We start from the raw sequence: 15406 nt of genomic DNA, 5'->3' as shown, positions 1-15406 counted from the left end.
TCCTTTGTCTGGATCGAAGCCTATACTTCGATCCAGACAAACCGCCGTTACATCCAGACAACTATGTCCCAAGCCTATATCAACCTGCCCGATTTCGATGTACTGCCGGCCCCGGTGTATTTTCGCTACTCGGAATTTGCCGCCGACAGCCGTGCCTCCCGCCATCAGCATGCCTGGGGTTCCCTGGATTACTCGGCCCGTGGCGTGATGCGCTTTGAAGTGGGCGGCAAGCGGTTTATGTCGCCGCCGCAATACGCGGTGTGGATCCCACCCAATACCCAGCACAGCTCCTACAACGCCCAGGCGATTGTCTACCGTTCGGTGTACCTGGCGCCGTCTTTGTGCGAGCAATTGCCCGCACAGCCCTGCACCTTGACCATCAGCGACATCCTCAAGGCCATCCTCAGTGATTTTGCCGAGCGCGACGTGAATATCCCGGCCAACGAGGCCGACGTGCGCCTGGCCCAGGTGCTGGTGGACCAACTGCGCCAGGCGCCGGAGCATGAGTGTTTCCTGCCGTATGCCAGCAGCCCCGGCCTGCTCAGCGTGCTTGAAGGCATGCAGGCCGAGCCTGGGGACAACCGCGCGCTGGCGCAGTGGGCGCAGCAGGTGCATGTCAGCGAGCGCACCCTGGCCCGGCAATTTGTGCGCGAACTGGGCATGAGCTTTGGCGAGTGGCGCCAGCGCCTGCGTTTTTTGGCGGCCATTGAGGCGCTGGAAAGTATTCGCAGCGTGCAGGAAGTGGCGTTTGACCTGGGCTACAGCACTGCCTCGGCGTTTATTGCGATGTTCCAGCGCCAGGCCGGCTGTACACCGGAGCAGTACCGACGGACGAACCTACGTAACAGGTGAAGGTGTAACAAGCTTTGTCTACACTGCAGGGGAGGCCGCGCCCATCGGCGTGGTAACAGGGAGAAAACTCCATGAAGATGTTGCGTATTCCGTTGTTGATGATCGGTCTGCTGCTCTGTTCCCAAGGGTTTGCGGCCACTGCCCAGCAAAACAAAATGACCAGCTGCAATGCCGAAGCTTCCACCAAGACCTTGAAGGGCGACGAGCGCAAGGCCTTCATGAAAACCTGCCTCTCGGCCCCGGCCGCCAACGACGCCAAGACCCTGACCCCGCAGCAGCAAAAAATGAAGGACTGCAACGCGTCGGCAAAAACCAAGGCGCTGACCGGCGATGCGCGCAAAACCTTTATGAGCACCTGCCTCAAAGGCTGAGCCGCTTAAATACCCCTGTGGGAGCGGGCTTGCCCGCGATTGCGGTGTGTCAGCCCGCGAGATATTGACTGAACCTGCGCTATCGCGGGCAAGCCCGCCCCCACATTTTGCGGTGTTCACAGCCATCAGACTTCTCGCTTGATTGCCCCAAGGCTGGCAGACTGCCCATCCTTTAACGCCGTTCGTTTAGAGGCTGTATGCCAACGTTTTCTCAGCGTCATGTGTTGTTGCTGGCCAGCTACATCATCATTTTCGGCGGGTTGTTGCTGGTTCTGCCGTTGAAGCTGTTGCCCAGCCTGTTGGCCGGCCTGTTGGTCTTTGAACTGGTCAACATGCTCACCCCACAACTGCAGCGCTTGATCGAAGGCCGGCGCGCGCGCTGGCTGGCAGTGGCGTTGCTCGGCACTGTGATCGTCAGCGCACTGGCCCTGATCTTCGCCGGCGCCATCAGCTTTTTGCTGCACGAAGCGGAAAACCCCGGGGCCTCCCTCGATAAATTCATGGGCGTGGTCGACCGCGCACGCGGCCAGTTGCCGCCTTTCCTCGACGCCTACCTGCCAGCCAGCGCCGCCGAGTTTCGCGTGGCCATCGGCGAGTGGCTGAGCAAGCACCTGAGCGAATTGCAACTGGTGGGCAAGGACGCGGCCCATATGTTCGTGACCCTGCTGATCGGCATGGTCCTGGGGGCGATCATCGCCCTGCAACGGGTGCCCGACCTGACCAAGCGCAAACCCCTGGCCGCCGCGCTGTTCGACCGCCTGCACCTGCTGGTCCAGGCCTTTCGCAACATTGTCTTTGCGCAAATCAAAATCGCCGCCCTCAACACCGTCTTCACCGGGATCTTCCTCGCGGTGGTGCTGCCGCTGATGGGGATCCACCTGCCGCTGACCAAGACCCTGATTGTCCTGACCTTCCTGCTGGGCCTGCTGCCGGTGATCGGCAACCTGATGTCCAACACCCTGATCACCATCGTCGCCCTGTCGCTGTCGATCTGGGTGGCCGTGGCGGCGCTGGGCTACCTGATCGTGATCCACAAGGTCGAGTACTTCCTCAATGCACGCATTGTCGGTGGGCAGATCAGCGCCAAATCGTGGGAATTGTTGTTGGCGATGCTGGTGTTTGAAGCCGCATTCGGCCTGCCTGGGGTGGTGGCAGGGCCGATTTACTATGCGTATTTGAAGAGTGAGTTGAAGCTGGGTGGGATGGTCTGAAGATTGAGAGCATCTAGGCTGGCCCTATCGCGGGCAAGCCCGCTCCCACATTTCGACCGAGTTCCGCCTTGGGAATGCGGTCCAAATGTGTATGGGCTTGCTCGCGAAAGAGCGCGCCGCGGTTTCAGCTAATACTCAGTAGCCGTAACGCTTGCTTGCCTCGATCGCCAACCCGCTACCAATGCTGCCGAAGATGTTGCCTTCTACATGCCGGGCATTGGGCAGCATCGCCGAAACACTCTGGCGCAGGGCCGGGATGCCGCTGGAGCCACCGGTGAAGAACACCGTGTCGACCTGGACCACGTCCACCGAGGCGTCGTCGAGCAGTTGGGTCACGCTATTGCGCACCCGTTCCAGCAGGTTGTCGATGGACGACTCGAACAAGGCGCGGCTCAGTTCCACGCTCAGGCCCGGTTCTACCCGGTCCAGCGGCACATGGCGGCTGTCGTCGTGGGTGAGGTGGATCTTGGTCTCTTCCACTTCCATGGCCAGCCAGTGCCCGGCGCGTTGTTCGATCAACTTGAACAGGCGGTCGATACCGCCGGTGTCTTCGATGTCGTAGCGCATGCTGCCCAGGGCCAGTTGGGATTTTTGCGAGTACACCGAGTTGATGGTGTGCCAGGTGGCCAGGTTCATATGGTGGCTGGTGGGCATGTAGGCGCCGCTTTTCATGCGGCTGCCGTAGCCGAACAGCGGCATCATGCCGGCCAGCGAGAGCTGTTTGTCGAAGTCGGTCCCGCCGATATGCACGCCGCCGGTGGCGAGGATGTCGTCGTGGCGGTTGTCGTGCTTGCGCCGCTCGGGCGACAGGCGCACCAGGGAGAAGTCGGACGTACCGCCGCCTATGTCGACAATCAGGACCAACTCTTCTTGTTCAATGGTGGATTCGTAGTCGAAGGCCGCGGCAATCGGTTCGTACTGGAACGAGACTTCCTTGAAGCCCAACTTGCGGGCCACGTCCACCAGGGTGTCTTCGGCCTCTTTGTCGGCCATTGGGTCGTCGTCGACGAAAAAGACCGGGCGGCCCAGTACCACTTCCTCGAACTCACGGCCGGCGGTGGCTTCGGCGCGGTTCTTGAGCTGGCCGATAAACAGGCCCAGCAGGTCCTTGAACGGCATGGCCGTGCCCAGCACGCTGGTGTCGTGCTTGATCAGCTTGGAGCCCAGCAGGCTCTTGAGCGAGCGCATCAGGCGGCCTTCGTAGCCTTCCAGGTACTCGTGCAGCGCCAGGCGGCCATACACCGGGCGGCGCTCTTCAAAGTTGAAGAACACCACCGACGGTAGGGTGATCTTGTCGTCCTCCAGCGCGATAAGCGTTTCCATGCCGGGGCGGATCCAGCCGACAGTGGAGTTGGACGTGCCGAAGTCGATGCCGCAGGCACGGGCTGGGGAGGTGTTGTTCATGTCTAACAGGTTCCGGTTAAAAAACGGCCGCGCAGTGTATGTCACTCGCGTGCAGATGCGTAGGCCGACTATCCGCTAAATACAGCAGACTTGTTACCTTGAAAGCTCGGCTCGCTGCCCCCAACTCCTGTGCATACGGTTGGTGGCTGTCGAAAGGATCAAGTGTGTCCTGCAAGCCGCCGATAATTTTCTGACGCACCTCGAACCGCCCCGCAATGCCCCGGCAGGCAGGGCCCGACTGTGCGATCTCGATAACGGATGGTGATGCCCCCATGGATTTCAAAGACTATTACAAGATTCTTGGTGTCGAGCCGACGGCCGATGACAAGCAGATCAAGGCCGCTTATCGCAAGCTGGCCCGTAAGTATCATCCCGACGTCAGCAAGGAAAAGGACGCGGAGGAGAAGTTCAAGGACGCCTCGGAAGCCTATGAAGCGCTGAAAAGTGCCGACAAGCGCGCCGAATACGACGAGTTGCGCCGCTATGGCCAGCATGGCCAGCCCTTCCAGGGGCCACCAGGCTGGCAAAGCCGTGGCGGGTTTGGCGGTGGCCAGGACAGCGGCGAGTTTTCTGACTTTTTCAGCTCGATCTTTGGCTCCCGTGGCAACGGCTTTGGCGGCGGGCAAGGGCGCAGCCCCGGTCGGCGCGGCCAGGATGTGGAGATGGAACTGCCGGTGTTCCTGGAAGAGACCCTGTCCACCGAGTCCAAGGCGGTCAGCTTCCAGGTGCCGCAATACAATGCGGCGGGCCAGCACGTCAGTAACACCACCAAGAGCCTGAATGTGAAGATCCCGGCCGGTGTGGCCGATGGCGAGCGGATCCGCCTCAAGGGCCAGGGTGCACCGGGGATTGGCGGCGGCGCCAATGGCGACCTGTACCTGATCATCCGTTTTGCGCCGCATCCGAAGTTCGAGGTGGAAGGCGAAAACCTGGTGATCACTTTACCGCTGGCCCCGTGGGAATTGGCCCTGGGCGCGGAAGTCGCGGTGCCGACCCTGACCGGCAAGATCAACCTCAAGGTGCCGGCCGGCAGCCAGAATGGCCAGCGCATGCGGGCCAAGGGCCATGGCTTGCTGAACAAGGCCGGGCAGCGTGGGTATCTGTTTGTGCAGCTCAAGGCGGTGATGCCCAAAAGCAGCGACGAGGAGGTCAAGGCGTTGTGGCAGGAGTTGGCGAAAAAGGCCAATTTTGATCCACGGGAAACCTGGACCCGCTAACCGATCCCTGTGGTGGGCAGGCGAACCCTGTGGGAGCTGTCGAGCCCCGGCGAGGCTGCGATGGCGGTGGTATTGCTGGTATTGATGTTGGCTGGTCCACCGCTATCGCAGCCTCGCTAAAGCTCGACAGCTCCCACAAGGGATCGGCGGCGCTTCTAAATCTGTGACAGGAATACAAGCCCAATCAGCTCCCACAAGGGATTGGCGGCGCTTCTAAATGTGTGACAGGAATACAAGCCCAATCAGCTCCCCCAAGGGAGCGGCGGCGCCTCCCAATCTATGTCAGGCACACAAGCCCAATGTGGGAGCTGTCGAGCCCCGGCGAGGCTGCGATGGCGGTGGTATTGCTGGCATTGATGTTGGCTGGTCCACCGCTATCGCAGCCTCGCTAAAGCTCGACAGCTCCCAGATACCGGCGCGGCAGTATCACGGTAAATGTGGTGCCTGCCGTCTCGCTGGACGCCACTTCAATCGTACCCCTGTGGGCCTCCACCACTTCCCTGACGATAAACAACCCCAGCCCGAGGCTGGTCGAGTTGCTGCCCGGCTCTTCGGTAGTGCTGCGCACCAGCGGGTCGAACACGGTGCCCAGCGCCTCCTGGGGAATCGGCGGGCCGTAGTTGTGCATGCGCAGTTCTACGCTGCCAGGGGAGCCGTCGAGGCTCAGGGTCACCGCCTGGCTGTTGAGGCCGTGCTGCAAGGCATTGCCAATCAGGTTCTGCAACAGCTGATCAATGCGCCCGCGATCCCACAACCCCTGGGTATCGCCCTGGAGATGCAAGTGAACCTGGCAATCCGGGCGGCTCGCGCACGCTTCGGTGATGGCCTCCCTGGCGGCGTCGGCCAGGTTCATCGGCTTGGGCTCGATCGGCAGACTGCTGCCCAGCCGGCTGCGTACAAACCCCAATAGATCGCTGACCATCGCCTCCATGTGTCGGGCACCCTTCTGGATATTGCCCACCAGGCCCAGGCCATGGCTGTCCAACGGGGCCTTGCGCAACAACATCTCGGTGGACATCTTCACCGCCTGCAACGGTGTGCGCAGATCGTGGCCGAGGATGGCGAGGAAGATATCCCGCGAGCGATTGACCTGTTCGGCGTAGGCCGCCGTGGATTCGGCCAGGGCTTCGTCGATGGCTTCGTTGAAGCGGATCATGTCCTGGAAATACGTCATATCCGGCGACGCCAGGCTATCGACCCACAGCCGGATCACGCAGGCGCGCAGGTGGCGGAACTCGGAGGTCATCTGCACCAGGTCAAAGCCTACGGTATGGCGCAGTTCGCCATGGCTGGCGGCGGCGGCGTCCAGGCTTGGGGTTTTTTCCGGGCCTTCGCCCTTGGCCTTGGCGGCCTGTTCGCTGGCGCTCTGGCGGGTGTTCATGTCCCGTGCGGCGGCCAGCAGGATCGAGTGTGCATGGTCGCGCAGTTGCGTGCGGTTCAAGGTGTCGGCGGCCGGGGTCAGGGTTTCGGCAAACTGCTCCCATTCATCGACGATCCGCTCGGCATGCAACACGATGAATTCGGATAGGCGCATAGCCAGGTTCCCAAGTGCAAGACGGTGAAGAAGCGTGGCGCATCGTAGCGCCTTACGCCTCTTCGCTTCACTGGCACGGCGGGTATCTGCCGATGAACGGTCAGAACAGGAAGTAACGCTGGGCCATCGGCAGCACGTCCGCCGGCTCGCACCACAACAGCTCGCCATCGGCCTTGACCTGGTAGGTCTGCGGGTCGACCTCGATGCTTGGCAGGTAATCGTTGTGGATCAGGTTGCTCTTTTGCACCTGGCGACACCCCTTGACCACCCCGATCTGCTTCTTCAGGCCCAAGGCCTGCGGCAGGCCCTCGGCCAGCGCCGCCTGGCTGATAAACGTCAGGCTGGTGGCGTGCAGCGCGCTGCCGAAACTGGCGAACATCGGGCGGTAGTGCACCGGTTGCGGGGTGGGGATCGAGCCGTTGATATCCCCCATCAGGCTGGACGCAATCGCCCCGCCCTTGAGGATCAGCGTGGGCTTGATGCCGAAGAACGCCGGGCGCCACAGCACCAGGTCGGCCCATTTGCCGACTTCGATGGAGCCCACCTCATGGCTGATACCGTGAGTGATCGCCGGGTTGATGGTGTACTTGGCGATATAGCGCTTGGCGCGGAAGTTGTCGTTGCCTGCGCCGTCGCCGGGCAGCGGCCCGCGCTGTTTCTTCATTTTGTCGGCGGTTTGCCAGGTGCGCATGATCACTTCGCCCACGCGGCCCATGGCCTGGCTGTCGGAGCTGATCATCGAGAACGCGCCGAGGTCGTGCAGGATATCTTCGGCGGCGATGGTCTCGCGGCGGATGCGGCTTTCGGCGAAGGCCACATCCTCGGCAATACTCGGGTCGAGGTGATGGCAGACCATCAGCATGTCCAGGTGTTCGTCGATGGTATTGCGGGTGAACGGCCGGGTCGGGTTGGTGGAGCTGGGCAGCACGTTAGGCAAGCCGCAGGCCTTGATGATATCCGGCGCATGCCCGCCGCCGGCCCCTTCGGTGTGATAGGTGTGGATGGTGCGGCCCTTGAGCGCGGCGAGGGTGGTTTCGACAAACCCTGACTCGTTGAGGGTGTCGCTGTGGATCGCCACCTGTACATCGTACTCATCGGCCACGCTCAGGCAGTTGTCGATGCTGGCGGGCGTGGTGCCCCAGTCTTCGTGCAGCTTCAAACCGATGGCGCCGGCCTTGACCTGCTCGATCAACGGCTCGGGCAGGCTGGCGTTACCCTTGCCGGTAAAGCCGATGTTCATCGGGAATGAGTCGCTGGCTTGCAGCATGCGCGCCAGGTGCCACGGGCCTGAAGTACAGGTGGTGGCATTGGTGCCGGTGGCCGGGCCGGTGCCGCCGCCGATCATGGTGGTGACGCCGCTGGTCAGCGCCTCTTCAATCTGCTGCGGGCAGATGAAATGCACATGTGAGTCGATGCCGCCGGCGGTGAGGATCATGCCTTCACCGGCGATCACTTCGGTGCTGGCGCCGATGGCCAGGGTCACGCCGGGCTGGATGTCCGGGTTACCGGCCTTGCCAATGGCGTGGATGCGGCCATTCTTCAAGCCAACGTCGGCCTTGACGATGCCCCAGTGATCGATGATCAGCGCGTTGGTGATCAGCGTATCCACCACTTCATAGGCGAGCAGTTGGCTTTGGCCCTGGCCATCGCGGATGACTTTGCCGCCGCCGAACTTCACTTCTTCGCCATAAACCGTGAAGTCCTGCTCCACTTCGATGAACAGTTCGGTGTCGGCGAGGCGGACCTTGTCACCGACGGTGGGGCCGTACATGTCGGCGTAGGCTTGGCGGCTGATTTTCATAGGGGTGTCCTGAAGAGTTTGTGTTGAATGTGAATCCGCTATCGCAGGCAAGCCAGCTCCCACATTTGAAATGCATTCCCATGTGGGAGCTGGCTTGCCTGCGATGAGGCCCTAAAGATCACCCATGATCTTCCCGGCAAACCCGAACACCCGGCGCAACCCTGCCAGCTCCACCAACTCCACCTCGCGACTCTGCCCCGGCTCAAACCGCACCGCCGTGCCCGCCGGGATGTTCAGGCGCATGCCGCGGCTTTGGGCGCGGTCAAAGGTCAGCGCGTCATTGGTCTCGAAAAAATGGTAATGGGAACCCACCTGGATCGGCCGGTCGCCACGGTTGGCCACATTCAGGCTGAGGGTACGGCGACCGACGTTGAGTTCGATCTCGCCAGGCTGGATCTGGAATTGGCCAGGAATCATGCAGGTTGCCCCAGGGTCTTGTAGTAGATGGCGGTTGGGCTGTAGCGCCCGTCCGGGCTTTGGCAGTAGTCCGGCAGCTCGCCGATTTTTGTGTAGCGCAGCGCCTGGTAGAAGGCTTCGGCGGGGGAGCCGGCTTCGGTGTCCAGGTACAGCAGGCCGCGCTTGTGCTGGCGTGCACACAGTTCCAGGGTACTCATCAATTGCTGGCCCAGGCCATGGCGGCGGGCGCTGCTTTGCACCAGCAGTTTTTGCACTTCGGCGCGGTTGAGGCCGTTGGCTTTGAGGCACAACGCCAATTGCACACTGGCGATCACTTGCTCGTCGCGCACCACTACCCAGAGCAGCAGGCTGCCCTCTTCGATACTCGCCTGCACACCGCTTAAATAGGTGCGGGCCTGGGCATCATCGAAGTCGGCCATGAAACCTACCGAAGCGCCATGCTTCACCGCGTCCAGCAACAGCTCAATCAAACCCAGGCGGTAATGGGCAAAACTTTCAGCATTGACTCGACGCAGTTGGGCAGCATTCATCGGAGTTACTCCTTGTGGACCGCCGGCGGCTGGGCGCCGGGGTTGAGCAGCAGTTGCATAAAGGTCAGGTCCAGCCAGCGGCCAAACTTGGTGCCCACCTGGGCCATCTGCCCGGTGATGCCAAAGCCCAGGCGTTCATGCAGGCGGATCGAGGCCAGGTTGCCGCTTTCGATGGCGGCGACCATCACGTGTTTGTCGCAGGCCCTGGCGCGTTCGATCAGGGCCTGCATCAGCCGTGGGCCCAGGCCTTTGCCGCGTTGGTCGTTGCGCACGTACAGCGAATGCTCGACGGTGTGGCGAAAGCCGTCGAAGGGCCGCCAGTCGCCAAACGAGGCATAGCCGACCACCTGCTCGGCCTCCACCGCCACCAGGATCGGGTAGAACTGCGCCTGGCGCGCGCTGAACCAGGCCTGGCGATTGCCCAGGTCCACCGGTTGCTCGTTCCAGATCGCCGTGGTGTTGAGCACGGCATCGTTGTAGATATCGCGGATCGCCGGCAGGTCGCCGTGCACCGCGTCACGAATCAGCAAGGACATGGCCGGGCCTCAGGCGATGGGTTGATGGACGGTCACCAGTTTGGTGCCGTCGGGGAAGGTGGCTTCGACCTGGATATCCGGGATCATTTCCGGGATGCCCTCCATCACTTGTTCGCGGCTGAGCAGGGTGGTGCCAAAGTGCATCAGGTCGGCCACGGTGCGCCCGTCGCGCGCGCCTTCGAGCAGGGCGGCGGAGATGTAGGCGATGGTTTCCGGGTAATTGAGCTTCACGCCACGCGCCAGGCGGCGTTCAGCCACCAGGCCGGCGGTGAAGATCAGCAGTTTGTCTTTTTCCCTTGGGGTTAGGTCCATGGTCAGCAGTCCGTCATAAAAAACATTCTAAAAAACACCGAAGACTCATCAATGTAGGAGCTGGCTTGAGTATTCATGTGTTCCAAATTCTTGGGGGCACAGCCTCACGCCCCAGCAACGCCGGGCGCAACAGCCGCCATAAATCAATCAACCAGGCCCGCGCCAGCAGGGTTTCGCCGGCCAGGCAGCGCGCCACCAGCAAACCCGGCAGTTGGGTCAGGTCGCCGCGCACTGCATGCGGCAGCGCTCGGCATTGTTCAAGCAGTTCGGTATCGATTTCCCCGCTCACCAGCAACGTGGCGAACACCGGCTGCCCATCCAGGCCAATCGGCGAGTCGAGCAGGCCGTCGTCGCCGACGATGCGCTGGCGCTCATGCCACAGCAACTGGCCGTCGCGGCGGATATCCAGGTGCGACTGGAAGTGCCCACGCTCGAAACGCTCGCCGCTGGCCGGGCGCCCCAGCGCCACCACATCCCAGTACAACAGCCGGGCGTCGCCGTGCAGGTCGATGCGGGTGCTGAGTTCGGCCTGGGCCGCGCTGAACACGATGGTTTCCTGGGGCAGCCATTCCAGGGTGGCGCCGGCCTCGACCGTCAAGGTCACCTGCTGATAGGCCGGCCCGCTGGCGCGGTACCACTTGGCAGCGCCGGGGCTGGTCAATTGCGCCCACGCGCCTTCGGCCAGGTGGGCGCTGATCTCCAGGCGATCGCCCCCGGCAATCCCGCCCGGCGGGTGCACAATGATGTGCTGGCACACCTCCGGGCCTTCGGCGTACAGGTGCTTTTGCACCCGCAGCGGGCCCACATGGCGGCGCAGCACCGGGCGCGTGCAGGCGCCGAAGCGTGCATAGCCCAACTCCAGCGCAGCGTGCCAGCTGGGGGTGAACAGGGCGGTGGGGGCAGGAAGGGTCATGGCCAGGGCTTAATCAACGGGACGCTACAGATTAGATGGTAACCAGGCCGCGCACACCGTCGGCCTGCATATTTTCACCACGGCCCTGCTGGACAATTTCCCCCCGCGACATCACCAGGTATTGATCGGCCAGTTCGGCGGCAAAATCGTAGAACTGCTCCACCAGTAAAATCGCCATGTCGCCGCGTTCTGCGAGCTTCTTGATCACCGCGCCGATCTCCTTGATCACCGAGGGCTGGATGCCTTCGGTGGGCTCATCGAGGATCAACAGGCGCGGGCGGCTGGCCAGCGCACGGCCAATCGCCAACTGCTGTTGTTGACCACCGGACAAGTCGCCGCCGCGCCGATGCTTCATTTGCAGCAACACCGGGAACAGTTCGTAGATAAACGCGGGGACTTCCTTGGCTTCAGAACCCGGAAAGCGCGACAGCCCCATCAACAGATTTTCTTCCACGGTCAGCCGCCCGAAAATCTCCCGGCCCTGGGGCACATAGGCGATGCCGGCGTGGACCCGCTGGTGCGGCTTGAAGCCGGTGATGGCCTTGCCCTCCCAGTTCACTGCACCTTCCTTGGCGGGCAACAGGCCCATCAGGCATTTGAGCAGGGTGGTCTTGCCCACGCCGTTACGGCCGAGCAGGCAGGTGACTTCGCCGACTTTCACGTCGAACGAAAGGCCGCGCAGGATGTGGCTGCCGCCGTAGTACTGGTGCAGCTTGTCGACTTGCAGCATGTTCAAACTCTCCTCAAATCCCCTGTGGGAACCGGATCAACTGTGGGAGCTGGCTTGCCTGCGATGGCGCTGTGTCAGTCACCCTCGCTATCGCTGGCAAGCCAGCGCCTACATAAAGCGGATTGCATCAGGCTCAACGACCGAGGTACACCTCGATCACCCGCTCGTTTTCCTGCACCTGCTCCAGCGACCCCTCCGCCAGCACGCTGCCCTGGTGCAGCACTGTCACATGGTCGGCAATCGAGCCGACAAAGCCCATGTCGTGCTCCACCACCATCAGCGAATGCTTGCCCGCCAGGCGCTTGAACAACTCGGCGGTGAACTCGGTCTCGGCGTCGGTCATGCCGGCCACCGGCTCATCGAGCAGCAACAGTTGCGGGTCTTGCATCAGCAGCATGCCGATTTCCAGGAACTGCTTCTGGCCGTGGGACAGCAAACCCGCCGGGCGCTGTACCGAAGTCGTCAGGCGAATGGTGTCGAGCACTTCATCGATGCGGTCCTTCTGTTCACCGCTCAGGCGCGCCCGCAGGCTGGCCCACACGGACTTGTCGGTCTTCTGCGCCAGTTCCAGGTTCTCGAACACGCTCAGGGCCTCGAACACCGTGGGCTTCTGGAACTTGCGGCCGATGCCGGCCTGGGCGATCTGCACCTCGCTCATGCGCGTCAGGTCCAGGGTTTCGCCAAACCAGGCCTTGCCGTGGCTGGGGCGGGTCTTGCCGGTGATCACGTCCATCAGCGTGGTCTTGCCCGCGCCGTTGGGGCCGATGATGCAGCGCAGCTCGCCGACGCCGATGTACAGGTTGAGGTCGTTCAGCGCCTTGAAGCCGTCGAAGCTGACGCTGATGTCTTCCAGGGTCAGGATCGTGCCGTGGCGGGTATCGAGGCCCTTGCCTGCGACCTGGCCGAGGCCGATGGCGTCGCGGCTGCTGCCGGCGTCAAGCACGGGTTCAAGCATGAACTCAGCGGTTGCCGTGACTCTCATTGTTCGCCCCTTTTCTTCAGCAGGCCGATGATGCCCTTGGGCAGGTACAGGGTGACGATGATGAACAGCGCCCCCAGGAAGAACAGCCAGTACTCCGGGAAGGCCACGGTGAACCAGCTCTTCATGCCGTTGACCACACCGGCACCCAGCAGCGGGCCGATCAGGGTGCCGCGCCCGCCCAGGGCCACCCACACGGCGGCTTCGATGGAGTTGGTCGGCGACATTTCGCTGGGGTTGATGATGCCCACCTGCGGCACGTACAGCGCCCCGGCGAGGCCGCACAGCACCGCACTCAACACCCACACAAACAGCTTGAAGCCCCGCGGGTCATAGCCGCAGAACATCAGGCGGTTCTCCGCGTCGCGCAGGGCCGTCAGCACCCGGCCGAACTTGCTCCGGGCCAGGCGCCAGCCGATAAACAGGCTGCCCACCAACAGCAGCACCGTGGCCAAAAACAGCACCGCCCGCGTGCCGGGCTCGGTGATGCCAAAGCCCAGGATGCTGCGGAAGTTGGTAAAGCCGTTATTGCCGCCAAAGCCGGTCTCGTTGCGGAAAAACAACAGCATCCCGGCAAAGGTCAGGGCCTGGGTCATGATCGAGAAATACACGCCCTTGATCCGCGAGCGGAAGGCAAAAAAGCCGAACACCAGCGCCAGCAAACCCGGCGCCAACACCACCAGGCACAGGGCCCAGAGGAAGTGCTGGGTGCCGAGCCAATACCACGGCAATTCGCTCCACGACAGGAAGGTCATGAACGCCGGCAACTCGCTGCCGGCGGCCTGGCGCATCAGGTACATGCCCATAGCGTAGCCGCCAAGGGCAAAGAACAGGCCGTGGCCCAAGGACAACATGCCGGCGTAGCCCCACACCAGGTCCAGGGCCAGGGCGACGATGGCGTAGCAGAGGATCTTGCCCACCAGCGTCAGGGTGTAGGCCGAGACATGCAATGCGTTATCGGCAGGCAGCAGCGACAGCAGCGGCAACGCCAGCAGCACGGCGAGGATCACCACACCCAGCGCGATCGTTACCTTGGGGCCGGCCTTTTGCGCGGCTGTAAGCATCAATGGCTGGTTCATCAGTCGATCACCCGTCCTTTCAGTGCGAAGAGTCCCTGCGGGCGTTTCTGGATAAACAGAATGATCAGTGCGAGGATCAGGATCTTGCCGAGTACGGCACCGATCTGCGGTTCAAGAATCTTGTTGGCGATGCCCAGGCCGAAGGCGGCCATGACGCTGCCGGCCAACTGGCCGACGCCGCCGAGCACCACCACCAGGAACGAATCGATGATGTAGCTCTGGCCCAGGTCCGGGCCGACGTTGCCGATCTGGCTCAGGGCCACGCCACCTAAGCCGGCGATGCCCGAGCCGAGGCCAAAGGCGAGCATATCCACACGCCCGGTGGGCACGCCGCAGCAGGCCGCCATGTTGCGGTTCTGCGTCACGGCGCGCACGTTGAGACCCAGGCGGGTCTTGTTCAGCAGCAGCCAGGTCAGCACCACCACGCACAGGGCAAAGCCGATGATGACGATGCGGTTGTACGGCAGCACCAGGTTGGGCAGTACCTGGATCCCGCCCGACAGCCAGGCCGGGTTGGCCACTTCGACGTTCTGTGCGCCGAACAGCAGGCGCACCAGTTGGATCAGCATCAGGCTGATCCCCCAGGTGGCCAGTAGGGTTTCCAGCGGCCGGCCGTAGAGATGACGGATCACCGTGCGCTCCAGCGCCATGCCGATGCCGGCGGTGACAAAAAACGCCACCGGCAGCGCGATCAGCGGGTAGAACTCGATGGCCTGGGGCACATAGCGCTGCATCAGCAACTGCACCACATAGGTGGAGTAGGCGCCGAGCATCAGCATCTCGCCGTGGGCCATATTGATCACCCCGAGCAGGCCGAAGGTGATCGCCAGGCCCAGGGCCGCCAGCAACAGGATCGAGCCCAGGGACATGCCGCTGAAGGCTTGCCCAAGGATCTCGCCCACCAGCAGCTTGCGCTTGACCTGGGCCAGGCTGGTTTCGGCGGCGGTGTGCACCCCGGCATCGGTTTCTACGCCGGGCGCCAGCAAGGCTTCCAGGCGGGTGCGGGCCAGTGGGTCGCCAGTGCTGCCCAGCAGACGCACGGCGGCCAGGCGCACGGCCGGGTCGGGGTCGACCAGTTGCAGGTTGGCCAGGGCCAGGCTCAGGGCGCTGTGCACGTCGTCGTCGGCTTCGCTGGCGAGTTGCTGGTCGAGGAATTTCAGTTGGGCCGGGGTTGCGCTTTTTTGCAGTTGTTGCGCAGCCGCCAGGCGCACCTTGGGCTCGCTGGCGAGCAACTGCTGGCTGGCTTGTACGTTGTTGATCAAGCCGCGCAGGCGGTTGTTCAGGCGCACGGTCTTGGGTTCGCCGTTGACCATGAGTTGGCCTTGTTGCAGGGCGTTGACCAACTCGATACGCGCAGGGTCGGGCTGGGCGGCCCAGGCCTGCAACAGCTTGGCTTGTTGGCTCGGGTTGGCGGCGAGGAAGTCTTCGGCATCGCCGGCGTGTGCGGCCAGGGGCAGCAACAGCAGGCAGGCCAGGAGGAAGCGGTGGAGGGCAGTGGGCATAAACAAATGTCCTGGTCA

Annotated in this window: 16 protein-coding genes; 4 read left to right on the top strand and 12 right to left on the bottom strand. The window is 62.7% G+C overall.

Features of this window, described 5'->3' with window-relative positions:
* Positions 1-63: 63 nt before the first annotated feature.
* The 3 genes from BLL38_RS04940 to BLL38_RS04930 all read left to right on the top strand — a co-directional run bounded on the left by BLL38_RS04940 (position 64) and on the right by BLL38_RS04930 (position 2434).
* Positions 64-852 (top strand): AraC family transcriptional regulator, encoded by a 789-nt coding sequence (locus BLL38_RS04940; protein WP_076961537.1) that lies wholly within the window; start codon positions 64-66, stop codon positions 850-852.
* 71 nt (positions 853-923) lie between these two features.
* Positions 924-1223, top strand: a complete 300-nt coding sequence (locus tag BLL38_RS04935) for a PsiF family protein (RefSeq protein ID WP_076961536.1) — start codon at positions 924-926, stop codon at positions 1221-1223.
* A 197-nt stretch (positions 1224-1420) separates the two neighbouring features.
* The gene (locus BLL38_RS04930) at positions 1421-2434 is read left to right on the top strand and encodes an AI-2E family transporter (protein WP_076961535.1); all 1014 of its coding nucleotides are present in this window, start codon (positions 1421-1423) and stop codon (positions 2432-2434) included.
* Positions 2435-2569: 135 nt separating this feature from the next.
* Here the strand turns inward: BLL38_RS04930 and BLL38_RS04925 are convergent, their stop codons facing one another.
* The gene (locus tag BLL38_RS04925) at positions 2570-3838 is read right to left on the bottom strand and encodes an Hsp70 family protein (RefSeq protein WP_076961534.1); all 1269 of its coding nucleotides are present in this window, start codon (positions 3836-3838) and stop codon (positions 2570-2572) included.
* A gap of 272 nt (positions 3839-4110) precedes the next feature.
* Between BLL38_RS04925 and BLL38_RS04915 the strand changes: the two genes are divergently transcribed.
* The gene (locus BLL38_RS04915) at positions 4111-5055 is read left to right on the top strand and encodes a DnaJ C-terminal domain-containing protein (RefSeq protein WP_076961532.1); all 945 of its coding nucleotides are present in this window, start codon (positions 4111-4113) and stop codon (positions 5053-5055) included.
* A 388-nt stretch (positions 5056-5443) separates the two neighbouring features.
* Here BLL38_RS04915 and BLL38_RS04910 read toward each other — a convergent pair whose 3' ends face one another.
* The 11 genes from BLL38_RS04910 to urtB all read right to left on the bottom strand — a co-directional run bounded on the left by BLL38_RS04910 (position 5444) and on the right by urtB (position 15388).
* Positions 5444-6589, bottom strand: coding sequence for a sensor histidine kinase (locus tag BLL38_RS04910; RefSeq protein WP_076961531.1), 1146 nt, complete (start codon positions 6587-6589; stop codon positions 5444-5446).
* Positions 6590-6689: 100 nt separating this feature from the next.
* Positions 6690-8390, bottom strand: a complete 1701-nt coding sequence (gene ureC / locus BLL38_RS04905; RefSeq protein ID WP_076961530.1) for an urease subunit alpha — start codon at positions 8388-8390, stop codon at positions 6690-6692.
* A gap of 111 nt (positions 8391-8501) precedes the next feature.
* The gene (locus BLL38_RS04900; protein WP_076961529.1) at positions 8502-8807 is read right to left on the bottom strand and encodes an urease subunit beta; all 306 of its coding nucleotides are present in this window, start codon (positions 8805-8807) and stop codon (positions 8502-8504) included.
* Positions 8804-9337 (bottom strand): GNAT family N-acetyltransferase, encoded by a 534-nt coding sequence (locus BLL38_RS04895; RefSeq protein WP_076961528.1) that lies wholly within the window; start codon positions 9335-9337, stop codon positions 8804-8806. Before BLL38_RS04895 ends, BLL38_RS04900 begins: the two co-directional genes overlap by 4 nt.
* A gap of 5 nt (positions 9338-9342) precedes the next feature.
* Positions 9343-9873, bottom strand: coding sequence for a GNAT family N-acetyltransferase (locus BLL38_RS04890; protein ID WP_076961527.1), 531 nt, complete (start codon positions 9871-9873; stop codon positions 9343-9345).
* 9 nt (positions 9874-9882) lie between these two features.
* The gene (locus BLL38_RS04885; RefSeq protein ID WP_032862374.1) at positions 9883-10185 is read right to left on the bottom strand and encodes an urease subunit gamma; all 303 of its coding nucleotides are present in this window, start codon (positions 10183-10185) and stop codon (positions 9883-9885) included.
* Positions 10186-10258: 73 nt separating this feature from the next.
* Positions 10259-11098 carry an urease accessory protein UreD gene (locus BLL38_RS04880; protein WP_076961526.1) on the bottom strand — a complete coding sequence of 280 codons (840 nt, stop codon included), beginning with the start codon at positions 11096-11098 and terminating at the stop codon, positions 10259-10261.
* A 31-nt stretch (positions 11099-11129) separates the two neighbouring features.
* Positions 11130-11828, bottom strand: a complete 699-nt coding sequence (gene urtE, locus BLL38_RS04875; protein ID WP_076961525.1) for an urea ABC transporter ATP-binding subunit UrtE — start codon at positions 11826-11828, stop codon at positions 11130-11132.
* 133 nt (positions 11829-11961) lie between these two features.
* The gene (gene urtD, locus BLL38_RS04870) at positions 11962-12810 is read right to left on the bottom strand and encodes an urea ABC transporter ATP-binding protein UrtD (protein WP_076961524.1); all 849 of its coding nucleotides are present in this window, start codon (positions 12808-12810) and stop codon (positions 11962-11964) included.
* Entirely contained in the window at positions 12807-13886 is a 1080-nt protein-coding gene (gene urtC / locus BLL38_RS04865; RefSeq protein ID WP_076961523.1) for an urea ABC transporter permease subunit UrtC, read from the bottom strand. The genes urtD and urtC overlap by 4 nt, the downstream gene beginning before the upstream one ends.
* Positions 13886-15388: an urea ABC transporter permease subunit UrtB gene (urtB, locus tag BLL38_RS04860; protein WP_076961522.1), complete on the bottom strand. Its 1503-nt coding sequence runs from the start codon at positions 15386-15388 to the stop codon at positions 13886-13888. Before urtB ends, urtC begins: the two co-directional genes overlap by 1 nt.
* Between the last annotated feature and the right edge of the window lie 18 nt (positions 15389-15406).

Source organism: Pseudomonas gessardii (assembly GCF_001983165.1).
GTDB lineage: Bacteria > Pseudomonadota > Gammaproteobacteria > Pseudomonadales > Pseudomonadaceae > Aquipseudomonas > Aquipseudomonas gessardii.
This window is presented reverse-complemented; position numbering and strand designations above follow the sequence as displayed.